Raw genomic sequence first — 15,715 nt, forward strand, 5'->3', positions numbered from 1 at the left:
ACTGCACCCGTACCGGATGAGCCAGGCGTTCGGGTTCCTCGAGTCAGCCGGCTGCGGTGATCTGGCGGCGGGTTTGGAAGAAGACGGTGGATGAGAGGCCGGCGAGGCAGCGCCGCTGACCCGATGGGGCGCCCTCAGCCTGCTGGTGCTATGGCGGCGGGGCCGCTTTGTGAGCGGGGTGTCTTCTCGCCGACGTGTTTGGGCTGGATGGTGCGGGGGTCGACGGCTTCTCCGGGGGCGCCTTCTTGGTAGAGGCCGGTGGGGTTGCTGTCGCGGTCGTGTGGCAGGAGGAAGAAGACGCGGCGGCGGTAGAGGCCGGAGTCGGGGTCGGGTTCGGCGTCTTTGGTCAGTTCGGTGAAGCCGACCATGCGTCCGTCGCGGGCGTAGCGGGGTTTGTTGCGGCGGCGTGGGGTTTTGTCGAGGGCTTGGCGGACGTAGTCGAAGTGTTCGGGGTTCTCCAGCCACACCACGTTTTCTTCGTGGGTGAGATCGCCCTCGGTCAGTAGCGAGCTCATGGCTGCAGCCCCTCCTTCTGGTGCCGGCCCGGTGCGGGGCTGGGCTGGTGCTGTGTTGTTCTTCCCGCCCGGCCGGCTGGGGAATCGGTTCGTCGCGGTGGTGCCGTGGCGGGGTGGTGTTCATCGTAGAGGCGCTTACCGCGGGTGGGCAGTGTCTCCTGGCTGGCCGGGCGCGGGTTGGTGGGGTGTGTCATGGGGCTTCCACCAGTCCGAGGCCGGGGTAGTACTTGCGGCCGTTGGATTTGAGCATGTCGGCGGGTGAGGAGAGGCCGATCTCCTGGCGGACGCGGTTGGCGAAGGCGCGGTTGGTGGCGGGGCGGATGCCTTCGCCTTCGTTGCACCAGGCGCTGTAGGCGGCGTACAGCTGGCCTTGTTCGACGCGTAGGTCGGCGGCTTCGTCGCCGGGGGCTTGGCGGGTGCAGCATTCGGTCAGGAAGCGGCCGATGTGGTCCTCGGTGGTGGCGTAGGCGGTGGTGGCCATCCGTACGCGGGCGGGGCCTTCGAGGTTGTCGCGGGTGGTGAGGTAGCGGCGTGCTCCCTCGACGAGCCAGTGGAGGATGCCGGGGCCTTCGTCGTGGACGAGTTCGAAGGCGAGGTTGTCGATTTTGCATTCGTCGGGGACGACGCGTTCGAAGGGCAGCAGGCGGATGCGGCGCCAGAAGGCGAAGCCGCCGGTGGTGACTTCGGGGCGGTGGTTGCCCAGCAGCCACAGGTGGTGGGTGGGGGTGAAGGAGAAGTAGTCCTGCCGCATGCGGCGGGCTTTGATCTTGTCTCCGCCGGTCAGGAGTCTGACGCGGGCTTCGTCGAACTTGTCGTTGGGCTTGAGTTCGGAGCAGACGATCAGGCGGCGTCCGTGTAGTTCGGTCAGCTCGGTGGAGTGTTCGGAGAAGGCTCCGCGGTCCATGAGGAAGCCGGGCGGGGCCGCGTCGGCGTAGTCGCCGAGGATCTGGATCATCACGTCCATGAGGACGGATTTGCCGTTCTTGCCGTGGCCGTGGAGGAAGGGCAGGACCTGGGCGCCGACGTCGCCGGTGAGGGAGTAGCCGAGCAGCAGGTGGAGGAAGTCGACCATTTCGCGGCCTTCGGCATCGTCGCCGAAGGTGTCTGCGAGGAAGCGCTCCCAGCGGGGGGTGGGCATGGGCTGGGGTGCGACGCTGGTGGCGCGGGAGTGGAAGTCGCGTGCCGGGTCGGGCTTGCGCAGCCGGCCCGTGGGCAGGTCGACCACCCCACAGGGGGTGCACAGGGCGTGGGGGTCCCCGTCGAGGGTGTCGGGGGCGACGGACAGGTCCGGTGAGGCTTTAGCCTGGGTGAGGAGGGCCTTCATCCCTGTGGTGGAGAGGGTGCGCTTCTTGTGCAGGTAGAGCTCGCGATCGCTGAAGCGGCCCGCGGGGTCGCTCTCGGGCATGTCTTCTGCCATCTCCCCCGCGGCCCACAGGGCGGCTTTCTCTCCGCCGGTGCGCTTCCAGCGGTAGCCGTCCCAGCAGTACCAGCCCAGTCCCTCGACGTGGCGGAACTGGTCACGGTAGAGGCGGACGAACAGTTTGGCGTTGCCACGGTCGCTCAAGGTGGCGGGCAGCGTGACAGGGGCAAGCCATGCCTCGGGAACCTGGCGCGGCGCGGGCGTGGGACTGGCCGCCTGGGCGGAGGCGGGCGATGGTGTTGGGGTGCCGGGGTTTTGGGCTGGCACGGCCGCTGCGGCCTGGTCGAGGTCGAGCATCTGCTGGGCGGCAGCGACGGCGTTGAAGTGCGATTGCTCGGCGCTGCTCATGAACGTCCTCGCAGATACAGGGGGCGGGCCTGCCCGGCGTGCAGGCCGTCGGTGATGATGCGGTCGTTGCGGGCCATCTGGTGGGGCCGAGCCTGCTGGGCAGCGGCGGCGAGTGCCTGGCGGGCGTCGGCCTCGGTGAGGGCGCCGGAGGCGGTCAGTCCTCCGGCGGTGAAGGCAGCCCGGTTGAGTTTTCCGGTGAAGCCCATGCCTTCCGGCGCGGCCGCGCACTGCGCGACCTGGTCGATGAGCGGCTCGAGAATCCGGTCGACGGTGCCAGGAGTGGCCGACTGGCGGGTGCGGCGGCGCGGTGCGGGCGGGCGGGGTGGTGGTGCGGTGATGAGGTGACCGGTGCGCACGAGTTCAGCGGCCAGCCAGTCGGGCAGAGGAGCCGGGTGACGGGCTGTTCCCAACGGCGCGTAGACGCCGTCGTGGGTCGGGGTGGTGGGAGCGATGATGTAACCGCCGGTGGCCCGCACGTCGACTTGCCAGGCCAGGGCGACCTTGGGGCTGGAGCCGGTCGAGCAACGCAGCTTCAACTCGGGGTGGGGGTTGGTGTACCAGATGTGCCGGCCGCCGGAGGGAGTGCGGACGCGGAGGGTGGCGGTGTCCTCGGCCGGATCGGGCTGGCGGCGGTACGCGGCCAGGAGTGCCAGAGTATCGAACCCGGTAGCCAGGCCGTCGAGTTGCACGCTGTCGTCGATGGTGATGCCGGGCAGCAGGCTGCTGCGGCCGGGGACGGGCGCAGGGTGGGCGTCGATGTCGATGACGACGAGGTTCGCGGGCCCGCAGGCGATGCCCACGCCTGCGGCCGGGGTGGTGCTCCACCAGGTGTCAATGCGGTCCGGGTCGGTGGTGGCCGCGTGGAAGCCGTGGCAGGGGCGACCGGCCGGGATGCAGGAGCAGGAATGGGGTGCGTGCTTGTGGCGGCGGCAGTCGGGGCAGTTGGCCGTGGGGGTCTTGCGTCCCGGTGTCAGAGGGTGGACGGGCCAGCCCTGGGCGGCACACCAGCGGGCCACCTGATGGGCGGCTCGTGGGGTCCTCGCCTCCTGGAGAGGAGGGGCTGGGCGCTGCACTCGTGGTCCCATTTCTGTTTCGGGCTTTCGGTCCCTGCCGAGAAAAACCTGGCCAGGGGCCGGAGCCAGCACCGGGCAGGGACCGAAGGGACTGAACTTTCGGACAACGCGAGTCTAAAGGTGCCTCGGGGGGCGACGGCAACGCCCCGGCCCCGCGCGTCGCAGTACCAGTTCTACAGTCCCTCCGGTCCCTGCCGAGGTCCCTTGAACGAACTCCGCCTGCCCGGCAGCTGCTTCACGCCCCGCAAGAGAGCTCCCCTGTGGGCTGACCGAGGATGTCGCAACACAAGGGACCAGGTGATGCCGGGACTGACGAGGAGTGACTGACTGCCGCCCAGTCCCTGAGTTGAAAGCTGGTGGTCAGGCCAGTTCTACAAAGCCTCCAGGGACTGGAGGGACCCAACTTCCCAGTTATGAGTTAGCTCGCTATTCCATACCTACGCGCGGGCGCATACATCCACATCCCTTCGTCTGGCTCATAACTCATGGTTTCAGTCCCTTCGGTCCCTTTCCGAAGCGGCTTCAGCCCCTGACCTGCACTCTTCTCAGGGACCGGCAACAGGGACCGGCCCCGCCAGGACCTGACGAACCCAGTGCACGGAGCCCGGCCTGGCCGCCGACGAAGAGGGAGCCAGGGACCGTCCGATGGCCTGGGCTTGCATGGCAGGCGTCTATCCTCCGGCACACCCTGCTGAGAGCAACGCTTCTCGATGAGCCCCGGAGGCACCACGGCTGCTGGCCTCGGCTGGCGGCGGACAGCAGCAAGGAACAGGGTTCCCCGGCTGTTGGGGAACACGGAGTGCATGACTCTTCAGCACCCCTCGCACCGGGGCGGTGAGCGCCGCGGCCGGTTCGCCCGCTTCGCGGAGGCCGCCTCGAACCTGACCAGCTCGCCGCTGTTCTTCCTGATCTGTCTGGCCCTGATCACCGGGATGGTCATCGTCCACCTGGTGCCGCTACCGGTCCCGTGGTTGATCTTCGCCGGTGACGTACTGACTTCCGTCAACCTGCTCATGCTGGCCCTGCTGAAGAACTCCGAACGACGCGCCGAGGACGCTATCCAGCGCAAGCTGGACGCGATCGCGGCAGCCATGCTGGAGTCGCAGGAAGGCGAGTCGCACCAGGCACGGGACTCACTGCGTGAGGCAATCCGGCTGGAGGAGGAGCTGTGACCCGCCATCTGCACCCACGCACTCCATCTCGCTCCGGCCCTCCGTCACCCGCCCTCGCCTTCCTCAGCTCCACCCCGGCTCGTGCGCCGTTCATCGCCGTCGAAACCCGTGCCGTCCCGCTGGAGAACCGGGGAAATCACGCCGGTCGCCCCTGGCCCGAACCCCGCTCCCTCATGTGAGCCGGGGCTCTGAGCGGCACCCGAGCCACTGCGCTGTGCGGTCACGCCGCCTGTTGTCGAAATGACTGGCATAACGAACGAACGCTCGGACCTGGCTCCCCCATTAGGGGATGGTTAAGACATGAATCATCGCGGTGCTGCGGCCGGGCCGTACTCGCAGCGCTCCTCTACGGCCTCGGTGTTTGGGGCGGGGGCCAGTCGAAGGGACGGCGGGGCGGAGGGAAACGCGGCGGGGACGGTCGTGCCCCAGGGATGCTGATGCGTATCCGGGTGGTCAGCGTGGTCTCAGGGACCGGTGCCGCGGCATTCTCGGTAGACACGGAGGGGACGCCGTAACAGTCCGGACGGGCACAGCATGACCCGGAGGCGGTGACGCTGTCGGCAGGAACGGAGGGTGTCCCTTCTTCGACGGTGGGCAGAGAGTTCGCATCGAGTGCCTGTTTCTGCGCTGGCTCGCCTGCGGGAGGCCAGGCGCGGGAGGGAATCCGCCGGGGCAGAGGCGGAGGTGCGGCGGGCAAGCGAAGGGACAGTGTCGGTGTATCGCAGTCTCCGGGGAGGGCCTGGGCAGCGGGAGGGGAGTGTGGAGTTGCCGTGTCACGGCTGCACTGCGCACACAGTGCCGCCTTCCAGCCGTCGGGGTCGTTGTAGCCGAAGGAGAGGCAACCGCAGCGGGGGCAGGCCAGCTCCCCCCGTCGCTGTGCTTGGTCGATGAGGAGTTCCCGGGTCCTCCGCACGGCTTGGTGGGCCTCCGGGCTCCTGGACTCGGGAAAGTGGACCATGAGTTTGAGGCCCGGCGCCTTGTGCGTGGTGGATTCCAGGTCGCTCATCAGCACCTGTAGGTCGCGGGGCGTTGCCGGGCTGTGCGTTGTGAGGCGGTCTTGGATGTTGTGATCCTGCGGGCTGTGTTGTTCCGTGTGCCGGGGCTGCGTGCGGGTCCTTCGGCGGTTGTGATCCGCGCGGTCCCATGCTTTCGACCATTCAGCCAGGTCGGACTTCCTGACACCGCAGACCAAGGCGAAGGCCAGCACGAAGGACTGGCTGGGCTTTGACCGCCCGCTCAGCACGCGCCCGACAGTGCTGTGCGGTAGGCGCCCCACTCCTCCGAGGCGGGCATCGAGGCTTCGTAATGGCGGGCAGCCGTCGTCCCGGTAGAGGTCAACGATGGCCGAATGCAGGTCGGCGAAATCCTTGACGACGCTGATGTGCACGCCTGTGCGGTGCCCGCTGAGGACTCCCTGGGCGCGTGCCTCATCACGGCGGGCCTGCTTCCAGAGTCTCTCGGCGTCCTTGAGGTTGAGGTCGCACGCTTGGGCGTAGGCGAGGACGACGCTCAGCTTCTGTGGCACGCTGCGGCCGGAGGCGGCTCGCGCGAGGGTGTCGGCGCTGACGTCGGTGCGGGCGGCGAGTTGATGGTAGGTCAGGCCCGTAGCCTCGCGGCCGGCTCGTAGCCAGGCCGCGAGGGTGTACAGGGACTTGCCGCACTCACCGATCGGGTTCTCACGGCGTCCCATGCGGCGGTCAGGCCCCGGAGAGGCCAGGTTGGGTGGGCCCGCTGCCCCGCAGCCGGTATAGCAGGCGGACCCCGAGCGATGCAGCTTCGGCAACCAGGGCGACCACGCTGAGGGCCGGGAATCCGGCAACGGCCAGAAGCGCCGAGACGATGACGATCACGACAAGTACGACGGTCTCGGTCGCCGTCGGAGCGCGCGGCGGGAGGCCGGAGGCGCCGCAGGGCGGATGGCTCATGGCTTCGTCTCCAAGTGTGGGTGTACTGCGGGCGAATGGTTGTGCTGTGCAGGGCGGTTGCCGCCGCCCTCGTGATCAGTGATGTTGCAGCATCCGCAGCTGCAGGACTAACCCGTCACAGGTCAATCCGCAGCGGTGTCCCTGGTCCTGCCGGGGCCCGTCGGGCGCTGAGTCCTCGCATTCTTCCTGGTCAAATACGAGGAGACGGGCAGTTTTCCGCAGATGTGTCCTGTCTTTGCTGCGCCCTGTTCCCCACCGCGTGGAAATTTCCGCAACGGTGCCCCCTGGGGTGGTACTGCTTCCAAGCAGGCAGCCGCGAAGTCCGCCCAGCTCAGAATGGAAAGAGCGGACGCCTTTCCGCGGATGCGTTCCCGGCTTGACCTGAGGCCATGGGATAGCCGACCTTTGACCGTGTATCCGCAGAAGAGCTCATGGTCTGATGCGGGCGCTCTCCGACGTACTGCGGGCACTCCAGTTACCCGGAGATGAGCAAAACTCGTTGCCGCGAGTCTTCGCTCCTGATCCTGGCACTGCTCCGCAGTGCCAGGATCCAGAAGTGCCCGGCCTTGTATCCGTACCGTTGGTCTTGCCCCATCTTTCAGGAACCGTCGTCTGCGATTCAGGGCCAACAAGTGCTCGTGGCCTGGGCCGACTGCCCCATCGGCCACTCGCCCGATCAACACCCCCGCGCTGAGTGCGGGCGCGGCGTGTCGGGTAGCTCACCGCCGTGACCTCGTTGCCGCGACCAGCGACCTGAACCTGAACGAGAAGAACGCCGACCGCTTCCAACGGCGGCAACGGAGCACCCGACGACGTAGAACGCACCTCACCCTCAAGTACACCCGCGCCCTCCTCGCCAAGTTGTCTGGCCACCTCCGCCGTGGCCGTTCGAGCGTGCGTTTCACCTCGAGCGGTCGGCCGTCACCAACAGCGTGTCGGCAGCGCGTGGCCCCTCTCCCCCGGGCAGCATCTCGGCGATGATCTGCGTCAGCCCCACCTGGTCGAGCAGTTTGGTCCACACGTGTTTCTGGAGCACCCAGCGGCGCATCGTGGTCGCCTCGCCATCCTGCGTCTTTGCGTGGATGTCGGCGTGCTGGACGTCGGGCTGGGCGGGTGCGCCGGTCAGGTAGTGGGCCAGAGTGGAGAAGGCTGGCCGTCCGCCTGGCCTCAGCGCGGCGGCCACGGTCGGCAGCAGCTCGTGCGGGTCAGTGAAGTCGACTGCGCCGAAGACGCTGTAGAGCACGTCGTAGGCGCGGGCCATAGCGTGCAGGTGGTCGACCACATCGGAGTGCACCAGGTGCAGGCGTGGTGAGAGGTCGGCGTACAGGCCGGTGGCCATCTGGTGCTGTGCGGGTGAGGCGCCGATGGCATCGACTCAGGCTGCCCGGTGGTGGACGGCCAGGTGGGCGGCGTGCCGGGCGGCGCCCGCGCCCAGGTCGCTGGCGGCCCGCCCGTCCAGGTCGCCCAGAACGTCGGCGCCGGGACCGCTGTCCTGGCCCCAGTTCCAGTAGAAGGCGCCGGGGACGGCCCGGTCGGTGGCGTGGCGAGTGCGGCCGTAGTGGTGCCAGAGATCTGCGGTGGCGGTCACCCGCCCCATCCTGGCGGGCCCGGCCGGGCCGCAGGCCGATTCTGGTCAACCTCGCCCGGGCGTGCCCGGGGCCCCTGCCAGCAACGGCAGGAGCCCCGGTTGACGGTACGGGGTGGTCAGTGCGAATCGTTGCCGTGGTGGCACGGGCCCCACTCGGCAGCGTCCGCCCACAGCGGCAGGTCGACCTCCCAGCCGTCGGCCGCGACGCGGTGCGCGGTCTTCATCACCGAGCCGTCATTCTTCATCTCGACCTTGGGCACATGGTGCAGGAGGTGCCCGCCGTTGAAGCGGTCGCACAGCTCGGCGAGGCTTGTACGGGTCAGGCGCGGAAGCGGGAGAGCCAGCCGCCGGCCTTCCGCGCGGCCTGCGCGGCTTCCTGCTCCTTGCGGAGGCGCTCCTGCTCCTTGCGCTCGCATGCGTCGGCTTGAGCCTGCTGCTCGGCTGCGACAGCCCGGTGCTGGCAGTCCTCACACAGGTGCGGATGCGACTCGGGCGGCTGGCTCCAGTCCCGTACGTCGACCGCTGCCCATCGGTCGTCGGTGAACTTGTGCCCGCAGTCCTTGCACACGGGGCGCCGGGCTTCCCGTGCCTGTCGGCGCCGTTGCTCTTCTCGGATTTCTGCGCGGCGGCGAGCGAGGGCGGCGTCCCGGCGGGGGTTGCCGATCGCCTCCCGCAGCGGCTCGCGGTGGTCGCGGCCGAAGCGCCAGAAGGCGGGTCCGGCCGGGCCGTGTTCGCGCAGCAACTCCAGTGTGGTCGCCACGATCGGGATGCGCCCGTCGTAGGAGTGGAAGCCGTCCTCGGTCCACTTGCCTTGCCAGTGCTGCCGGGTGAGGTCGGCGACCTTCTGCATCTGGTTCCTGGCATTGCGCTTGCCGGCCTGGTGGAAGACGAGCAGGACCGGCGGGTGCACACGCTCGTATCCCTCCCACTTGGGTGCAGACCAGCGGGTGCGCCACATCGCTTTCTCGATGCCGTCGGTGTCCTTCTCCTTCCGCTTGAAGAACCGGGCGTATTTGTCGAACTTCGCGGCGATGAGGACGGCTTCTTCGGTGCAGTTGTCGACCTCAATGAACAGCAGCGGCACACCGGCCTCCGGGGCGGTGAGGACGACGTCGGCGCGGGCGCTGCCGATGGCGGGGTTCTTCCAGGTGCCTTTCACCGGGAGCGCGACCTCGGTGGCGTAGGAGGAGATGGTGCCCATCCCGTCGGGGGCGTCGACGGCGGCCCGCGCAGCCGCCCGCGCTTCGGTCGGCTCCCCCGCGACCTGGCCCAGGTCGGGCTTCGGGCGGATCAGCGCGATGACCGTCTCGTTCACCGTCATCGCATGCGAAGCCCCGGAGCGGCCCGCGCTCTTGGGCATGCCGCCCATCTCCTCCGGCTCGCGGTCCAGGTCGATCGCGGCGGCGGCCAGCCCGGCTGCGGTGAGCAGCCGGGCTTCCTCCCCGGCCCTGGTACGGCCGCCGTCGACGGACAGGCCGTGCCTGCGCAGATCGTTCGCCGCAGCTCGGTGGGAGGCGGTGCGGGCCTCCTTCCGCAGGGCCGCTGTCTTCTTCTGGGTGTGCCGAAACGTCAGGTGTGGCGAGGACAGCCGCTGTATCTGGTCGGCCGTGGCGACCTTGAGTACACCGAGCACGCGCAGCACATCGCCGCGCAGGTCGTTAGACGATCCCGCCTCGTTCGCCTTGCGCTTGCCCGCCATCAGGCTCGCCCTCCCATCGCTCGCGACCTGCCAGCGGCCAGGCGCCGGCTCCCGGCCGCGGAGGGATCCGGCCCCCCGGACCCGATGATCTCCTCCACCACCGACAACCAACTCAGAGGAAAGGGGAGAGAAGAGGGTTGTGACGATCCGGCGCGGGGCCGGAAACCCGTGGTGACAAGGGGAAATGCGAGGTGAACGGGTGTCGGGCACGGAAGTGGCTTCGGCAGTGGGAACGCAAGCGCCGACGGCAGGAGCCCACCGGGGCTTGCCCATCGCTGCGCGCAGGGCGCGGGCTGCCCGGGCCAGACGGCGGCGCGGCGTGCAGGGCTCCTCCATGGTGCTGGGCCGGCGTGGCGGCCGGAAAGGGCGGCGGGGGTCGGTGCGGGCGCGGGCATAGGGTCCTCGTTCCTCCCGGCCGGGACCGGGGTGGGCGGCTGTTCGTCCGTCCCGCGCGCACCTGCCGCGTGCGGGACGGACGCACCCTGCGGGATCACCCCCTTGTCCGCTGTCTGCTCATCCCGGCCCGTGGTGCCCGCTTTGACCCTTGACCACCCCTTGACCGGACGGTTCATCCGTGGCCGATGCCACAACCGCCCGGCAGCTGATTCAGCTGGCGGGGCGGGTGCTGGACGGCGAGGACCCGCGCCGCAAGCGCGAAGGCTTCTGGGCGCGTCGGCATCCGGCCACCGACACGCGCCACGCGCACCGACCACCGGGACCGCGGCGAGCAGATGCGCACCGGTGCTCGCAGCGCGAGGAGTTGCCCACGATGCACCCCACTCCCACCGGATGGTGCGCACCGACCGGACTCCACTGCGCACCCGGTGCGCACCATGTCGTCCACTCCACCCCCCGGGGGTGCTCATCGTGGTGCGGGAGTGAAGGGCACTCTGCGCACCGTGCACCCCCCTACGCTCAGTGACGGCGCGCGGTGCGGCGGGACGGCGAGATCTCCCTCTTGGCGGCGTTCATCGCAGGTCGGTGCGCGGCATCGCCCGGGCTGTGGCGAGCGTGGTCAAGGAGAAACACCGAAATTCCGCCCTTGGTCCAGGGTTGCTTCTACTGGTCGACGGGGGCCGCGCGGAGACTGCGCAGCTGGACAAGGGGTGCGCGCCCAGTGCACAGCATCCGATGTTCGTCACCGTCTGTGTGCCCACCGGGTGAGAGTGGGCCGGAGTGGAGGCCACTTCCCTGCGCATCGTGGTGCGCACCGCGCCGGGTGGAGGGCACGACATCGTCGGCGCGCATCGGTGCGGTGCATCGTGCGCACCGCGAAAGTGCACGACATCGTCCGAGCGGGCACCGTGCGATGGGTGGGTGCGAATCACCCACCCGGTTGCCCTGGATGTCAGAGGGCTGTGGGCAGGGCCTGGTCGGGGCGGCAGATGTCACACAGACGGTCGCTGGTCTGTGTGGCCAGGAGTTGGCGGGCTTCCGCTGTGGTGACCAGGCGACGGCGCCAGCCGCCACGGGCCTGCCAGCAGTCACGGCGGTGCAGCTGCCACCAAAGACTGCCGCCGTGCACACCCGGGGACCGAACGGCCAGCCACTGGCGCCCGGCCAACGCACCCTCAGTCGGTACATGCTCATAGGTCTCACCCGGGATCGGGGCGATGTGCTCCGCGGCGATGCTGATAGCGACGGGCACACTCTCACGCCCCACCTGCCCACTCCGGTCAGGGCCGGCGGGGAGGATCGCCTGGCACTCGTACCACCACCGGCCATCCCGCGTACGGGTGCGGGCGGTGACGATCACGTCGAGCTCCTGCTTGTCGGGCATGCAGGCTCGCGCCCAGGGCCCGGCATGGTGCCGCCACTCACTCACCATATTCGGATTCTAGTTCGAATCTGGTAGGTGGACGGCCCTTCGTCCCAGCCAGCCCACCAATCAGTGGGTGGCAGAGGCGGCGAGATCCATCCCTGACCACGGGACCAGCGCAGAGTGAGCGCGGTCGAGCACCGGTGCCAGAGCGAGCACCCGGCTGATGGCTTCGTCTTCGTGCACCCAGCCGTCCAGGCGGTAGCCGCCGAAGTCCAGGTCCATCGCAAGCGCATCGGGCGTCCGGGACTTCAGCAGTTCGATCCAGGCCGGGCGAAGCTCCAGCAGCGGCTGCAGGGCATCCCTGGCCTGCGTCAGGGTCTCCGCGAGGGGCTGGGGAGGCTTCAGCAGCAAGAGATCGTGCATCGCCTCGTCGATCTGGTCAGCACGTGACAGCAGTGGTCCGGCGATGACGCGCAGTGCGTCTTCGCCCGTTTGCGCATACCGGTCCTTGCCGCTCCAGGCGTCGCGCCATGCGGCATGCCCCGGGTTGAGGACGATCAGGCACTGGGCGCGGTACGCGGCACGACGCAGATCCCGCTTCCGTCGCAGCATCAGGCGTCCTCTCGTCAGGCCAGCGTCAGGATACCGACCGCGCCTCAGCCGAATCCCGCTCACTCGGGCACCGGTCTCGTCAGTGAGAGTCTTCGGTGCCGCCCGGGACCGGCGAACTCGGGGATGAGGAGGACCACTCGGTCCAAGCGGGGCGTTCCAGGCGGACCCGGTGGGGTGTCCATGCTTCCACGACGTCCAGTTCCAGTGGTGGGGGTGGCACGTCGTCCAGGAGCCTGTCCCGGTCCGACAGCTCCCGTGCCCGTTGGGTCCACCACAGCGCCCAGGCCCACAGGGCCGACGCGTACAGCTCCACGGGTCCGGCATCTCTCGGGTCGGCGGCCCGCATGGTGACGGTGTATCCCGCTCCCTCGTCACGCAGGCCCGGAAGCCGGGCGCGCAGTCCCACCACAGCCGTGCCGCGGTCGACGGCCACTCCCACCGCGCGGGCGGCGGGGTGGGTGGCGAGCAGGGCATCGACGCGCAGTTCGGGCGGCTCGGGCGGCTCCGCGCGGGAAGCCAGCACACCGGCGGACTGCAGGAACCGCAGCCGGTCACGGCCGGCGTCCTCCCAGTCCGCGCGCAGCTCGCTGCCGCTTCCGAGCTCGGGCTCCCCGCGCAGGGGGCGAGGTGTGTAGTGGCGCCACAGCCTCTCGTCCATCACCGCCAGGTGCAGCCGCAGCCCCGTCGGCTCCTCCCACTGAGGCGGCACCTGGTCCAGGACCGGGTAGCGGGTCAGGTGGACCGCCGGCACCTCGCCCCCGTCGAGAACGTGTGCGTCGACCCGGGCCGCTGGCGGGGGGATGTGCGGGTAGGCGGCGAACAACGGGTGGACTCTCACGCGGATGATTGTCCCAGCGGGACGGTCCCCGTCACGGCCGTTACCGAGCCGAACTGCATACCCACACCACCTTGAGTTCGGGAGAACGGCGTTGGAGAACTTCTTCGTCCCTACCAAGATCTGGAACCGCGGAGGTCCTTTTCCGCACGTCCTTGTGCTGCTGAGCGAGTACGAGGAGTTCCGTGCGTACGCCCGTGCTCACCGCGAGCTGCTCAACGAGTACGGCGACAAGCTCGGCGTAGTCCCCGAGGAGTGGCTGCACTCCACGGTCCAGGGCATCCACCACACGGTCGACGAGGACCAGATGGACCAGCTCCGCGAAGCCCTCCGTGCCGAGATGAGCGCCGTGCAGCCCTTCAAGGTCCAGCTGGGTCCGGTGTGGCCCGGTGTCACCGCGGTCACCGTCGCCGTCTACCCAGAGGACGGCATGGCCCATCTCAATGAGCGGGTCCGGGCGGCAGCCGAGAAGGTGCCCGGGGTCTCCCTGCGGAAGAAGGAAGCCAGGTTCTGGGCTCATGCATCGTTGGCGTACGTCCGCGAGAACTTCCCGGATCGGAACCTCAACCGGGCGCTGCGGGCGCTGCGACCACCGCGCGTCGACGTCACGATCGACCGCGTCCACTTGGTCAGCCAGCATCAGCGCCCTGACCGCGGCTACTACACGTGGGACGTCGTCGACGAGATCCTGCTTGGATAGAGGTTGCTGCTCGGTGCCTCCCCAGCTCGAGGCCGGTCTATCCGGTGAGGTTGGCCAGGTAGGAGGTGCCGGTGTTCCACAGGGTGAGTTCGACGCCGAAGCCGGTGTCGTCGCCGTGGTGGAGGTGGACGAGCTTTCTGGCGTTGTGCGTTTCACTCGGAACACTGTGGCGGCCTCCCCCAGTTCGAGCTGCTTCTCGTGGAACGCTTACGCCGTGCCACCTTCCGAGAACCCGATCGCTCAGCTCCGTGCCACCCGCACCCAGGCGGAGCGCCTGAGCACCGAGTACCGCGACTCCGTGGCCCTCGTGCTTGAACAGGCCGCCGAAGCTGTCCGTCAGGGCGCCGAGGTAGAGGAGGCCTTGGCGGAGGCACGGCTGCTGCTTCCACCCGCTTCAGCCAGTGGCCGGCCTCCCAAACAGCGTGACGGCCGCAGTCAGACATCGCGGCTGCCCGCGCTTCCAAAGGACTCCGTGATGAGGGGGGTGCGGACTTGGTACAGGTCCTTGCACAAGGAGGTCCGGACGTCCTGGTCGGACCGCCGTATCGCTCAGAACCCGCAGTACCAGGCAGAGCTTGAGGCCCTGTGCGGCCTGAAGTGGGACACCGTGCGCACGGAAAATCTGCGCCCATTCGCGAGGAGCTGGGCGAGCCTGATCAGAGGAAGGGACGGCGATTTCCCGGGCTTCGGCCGTGGCGACCCGCCGGTGCCGCCAGCCGCCGCGGGCCTGCCAGCAGTCGCGGAGGTGAAGCTGCCACCAAGGGGTACTGCCATGTACACCTGGGGACCGAATGGCCAGCCACTGGCGACCGACCACCGCGCCCTCGGTCGGTACGAGTTGGTAGGACTCGCCCGGGATCGGAGCGATGTGCTCCGCGGCGACGCTGATAGCGACGGGCATGCCCTCTGGGCTGGCGTGTCCGTCGGGGCCGGGGCGCGCAGGAAGGATGGCGTGGCATTCGTACCACCACCGGCCGTCGCGCGTGCGGGTACGGGAGATGACCACGACATCGAGCTCCTGGCCGTCCGGTATCCGGGCCCGCGCCCACGGCCCCGCGCCCGCGGCCCCTCACCACTCGCCATATTCGAAGTTTAGTTCGCAAGTGGTGAGTGGGCTCGTCCGGCTGGCACAACCACCGGCGCAAGGCCGGGGCGGTGCGTCAGGCCCTCATACGGCCCCATCAGGCTCCGCCGCGCTTCCTCGGTGTCGAACAGGAGGTGCTAATGAAGATCAGCACGCCCAGCCAGCCAGGCATGGCTGCGGTACTCCTCCACCCTGAAGAAGCCCCCCACCAGTCCCCAGTCGTTTCTCGCTGCTCGACCGCACTTCAGTCTCACCGACCACGTCCGCCGCCGCACTCCTGGTTGTGACATGCGGAGGACGACCTTCCGCCAACCCCAGTTCCTGTGCCAGTACTCAAGCCGTCTGGCGCCTGCACGCCGAGATGAGTCACCTGGACGGCTACCGGCTCTGCAGCCAGATCAGTATCCAGGTCACTAGTCCTGAGCCAACGGCTCCGGCTGCTCCTAGAGCAGCCTGAAGCGCCAGGCGCGACAGCAAGGAGGGTTGGCGCTCATCTGCAGACTTGTCTGTACTCGTCATCGATCGGGTGTTTCCTTTCAAGCTGGATCTGTGCCTCATCATGACGGCGAGACCACGCCTCGGCCCGCTGCGGCCTGTTGGCGCCTGAGGTGGCATCAGCGTCCTTGTTGCCAGCCGAACTGGCCACAATGGGCGGTGCGTTGCAGATTCGACTGGCAACAGCGCAAAGCGCAAAGCAAGGTGCGTGGCGCCGGATACTGGATGACTATGAACGCGAGTTGCAACGAGACGAGGGTGGCTTCCCACAGGCCGGTGCGCCTGGCGCCACTCAAGGAGGACCTGTCCGACGAGCACCGTGCCCTGGCGGAAGCCTTGCGTATGCTCTTTCTGGAGCTTGGTGAGTTCCTAACGGACGTCAAGCCCGTTGTGGTGTTCTTCGGGCGGCATTCGTAGGCTGGTTTGCAGACGAGCCGGCTGCCGGAGCGCTGAGCGACTCCTGATCGCGTCGGCTCGTCGTGTTTGC

12 protein-coding genes and 1 pseudogene are annotated in these 15,715 nt (G+C 68.7%); 2 read left to right on the plus strand and 11 right to left on the minus strand.

Features of this window, described 5'->3' with window-relative positions; all coding sequences use genetic code 11:
• Nucleotides 1-134: 134 nt before the first annotated feature.
• The 3 genes from ACTWP9_RS36030 to ACTWP9_RS36040 form a co-directional block, all read right to left on the minus strand.
• On the minus strand, nt 135-515 hold the full coding sequence (locus tag ACTWP9_RS36030) for a DUF6009 family protein (RefSeq protein WP_443250026.1): 381 nt from the start codon (nt 513-515) through the stop codon (nt 135-137).
• Between the two features lie 190 nt (nt 516-705).
• Nucleotides 706-2,283, minus strand: coding sequence for a phage/plasmid primase, P4 family (locus tag ACTWP9_RS36035; protein ID WP_443250547.1), 1,578 nt, complete (start codon nt 2,281-2,283; stop codon nt 706-708).
• Entirely contained in the window at nt 2,280-3,299 is a 1,020-nt protein-coding gene (locus ACTWP9_RS36040) for a bifunctional DNA primase/polymerase (protein ID WP_443250548.1), read from the minus strand. The genes ACTWP9_RS36035 and ACTWP9_RS36040 overlap by 4 nt, the downstream gene beginning before the upstream one ends.
• A gap of 860 nt (nt 3,300-4,159) precedes the next feature.
• Here ACTWP9_RS36040 and ACTWP9_RS36045 point away from each other — a divergent pair.
• Complete coding sequence (locus ACTWP9_RS36045) at nt 4,160-4,528, plus strand: hypothetical protein (RefSeq protein WP_443250549.1); 369 nt, start codon at nt 4,160-4,162, stop codon at nt 4,526-4,528.
• A gap of 346 nt (nt 4,529-4,874) precedes the next feature.
• On the opposite strand, the gene ACTWP9_RS36050 is transcribed toward ACTWP9_RS36045, so the two are convergent.
• The 8 genes and pseudogenes from ACTWP9_RS36050 to ACTWP9_RS36085 form a co-directional block, all read right to left on the minus strand.
• A complete protein-coding gene (locus ACTWP9_RS36050) occupies nt 4,875-6,218 on the minus strand; it encodes a helix-turn-helix domain-containing protein (protein ID WP_443250550.1) in 1,344 nt (447 codons plus the stop codon).
• A 7-nt stretch (nt 6,219-6,225) separates the two neighbouring features.
• Nucleotides 6,226-6,453 carry a hypothetical protein gene (locus ACTWP9_RS36055; protein WP_443250551.1) on the minus strand — a complete coding sequence of 76 codons (228 nt, stop codon included), beginning with the start codon at nt 6,451-6,453 and terminating at the stop codon, nt 6,226-6,228.
• A 901-nt stretch (nt 6,454-7,354) separates the two neighbouring features.
• Nucleotides 7,355-8,041 (minus strand): annotated as a pseudogene (locus ACTWP9_RS36060) (class I SAM-dependent methyltransferase).
• Between the two features lie 116 nt (nt 8,042-8,157).
• The gene (locus ACTWP9_RS36065; protein WP_443250552.1) at nt 8,158-8,301 is read right to left on the minus strand and encodes a hypothetical protein; all 144 of its coding nucleotides are present in this window, start codon (nt 8,299-8,301) and stop codon (nt 8,158-8,160) included.
• 59 nt (nt 8,302-8,360) lie between these two features.
• Entirely contained in the window at nt 8,361-9,740 is a 1,380-nt protein-coding gene (locus tag ACTWP9_RS36070) for a replication-relaxation family protein (protein WP_443250553.1), read from the minus strand.
• Nucleotides 9,741-11,088: 1,348 nt separating this feature from the next.
• Nucleotides 11,089-11,568 (minus strand): DUF6233 domain-containing protein, encoded by a 480-nt coding sequence (locus tag ACTWP9_RS36075; protein WP_443250554.1) that lies wholly within the window; start codon nt 11,566-11,568, stop codon nt 11,089-11,091.
• Between the two features lie 60 nt (nt 11,569-11,628).
• The gene (locus ACTWP9_RS36080; protein WP_443250555.1) at nt 11,629-12,114 is read right to left on the minus strand and encodes a hypothetical protein; all 486 of its coding nucleotides are present in this window, start codon (nt 12,112-12,114) and stop codon (nt 11,629-11,631) included.
• A 79-nt stretch (nt 12,115-12,193) separates the two neighbouring features.
• On the minus strand, nt 12,194-12,952 hold the full coding sequence (locus ACTWP9_RS36085) for a hypothetical protein (RefSeq protein WP_443250556.1): 759 nt from the start codon (nt 12,950-12,952) through the stop codon (nt 12,194-12,196).
• Between the two features lie 91 nt (nt 12,953-13,043).
• Here ACTWP9_RS36085 and ACTWP9_RS36090 point away from each other — a divergent pair, with 91 nt between their 5' ends.
• Nucleotides 13,044-13,649 (plus strand): 2'-5' RNA ligase family protein, encoded by a 606-nt coding sequence (locus ACTWP9_RS36090; protein WP_443250557.1) that lies wholly within the window; start codon nt 13,044-13,046, stop codon nt 13,647-13,649.
• Nucleotides 13,650-15,715 lie beyond the last annotated feature (2,066 nt).

This window comes from Streptomyces sp. 3N207 (assembly GCF_052246355.1).
Classification (GTDB): domain Bacteria; phylum Actinomycetota; class Actinomycetes; order Streptomycetales; family Streptomycetaceae; genus Streptomyces.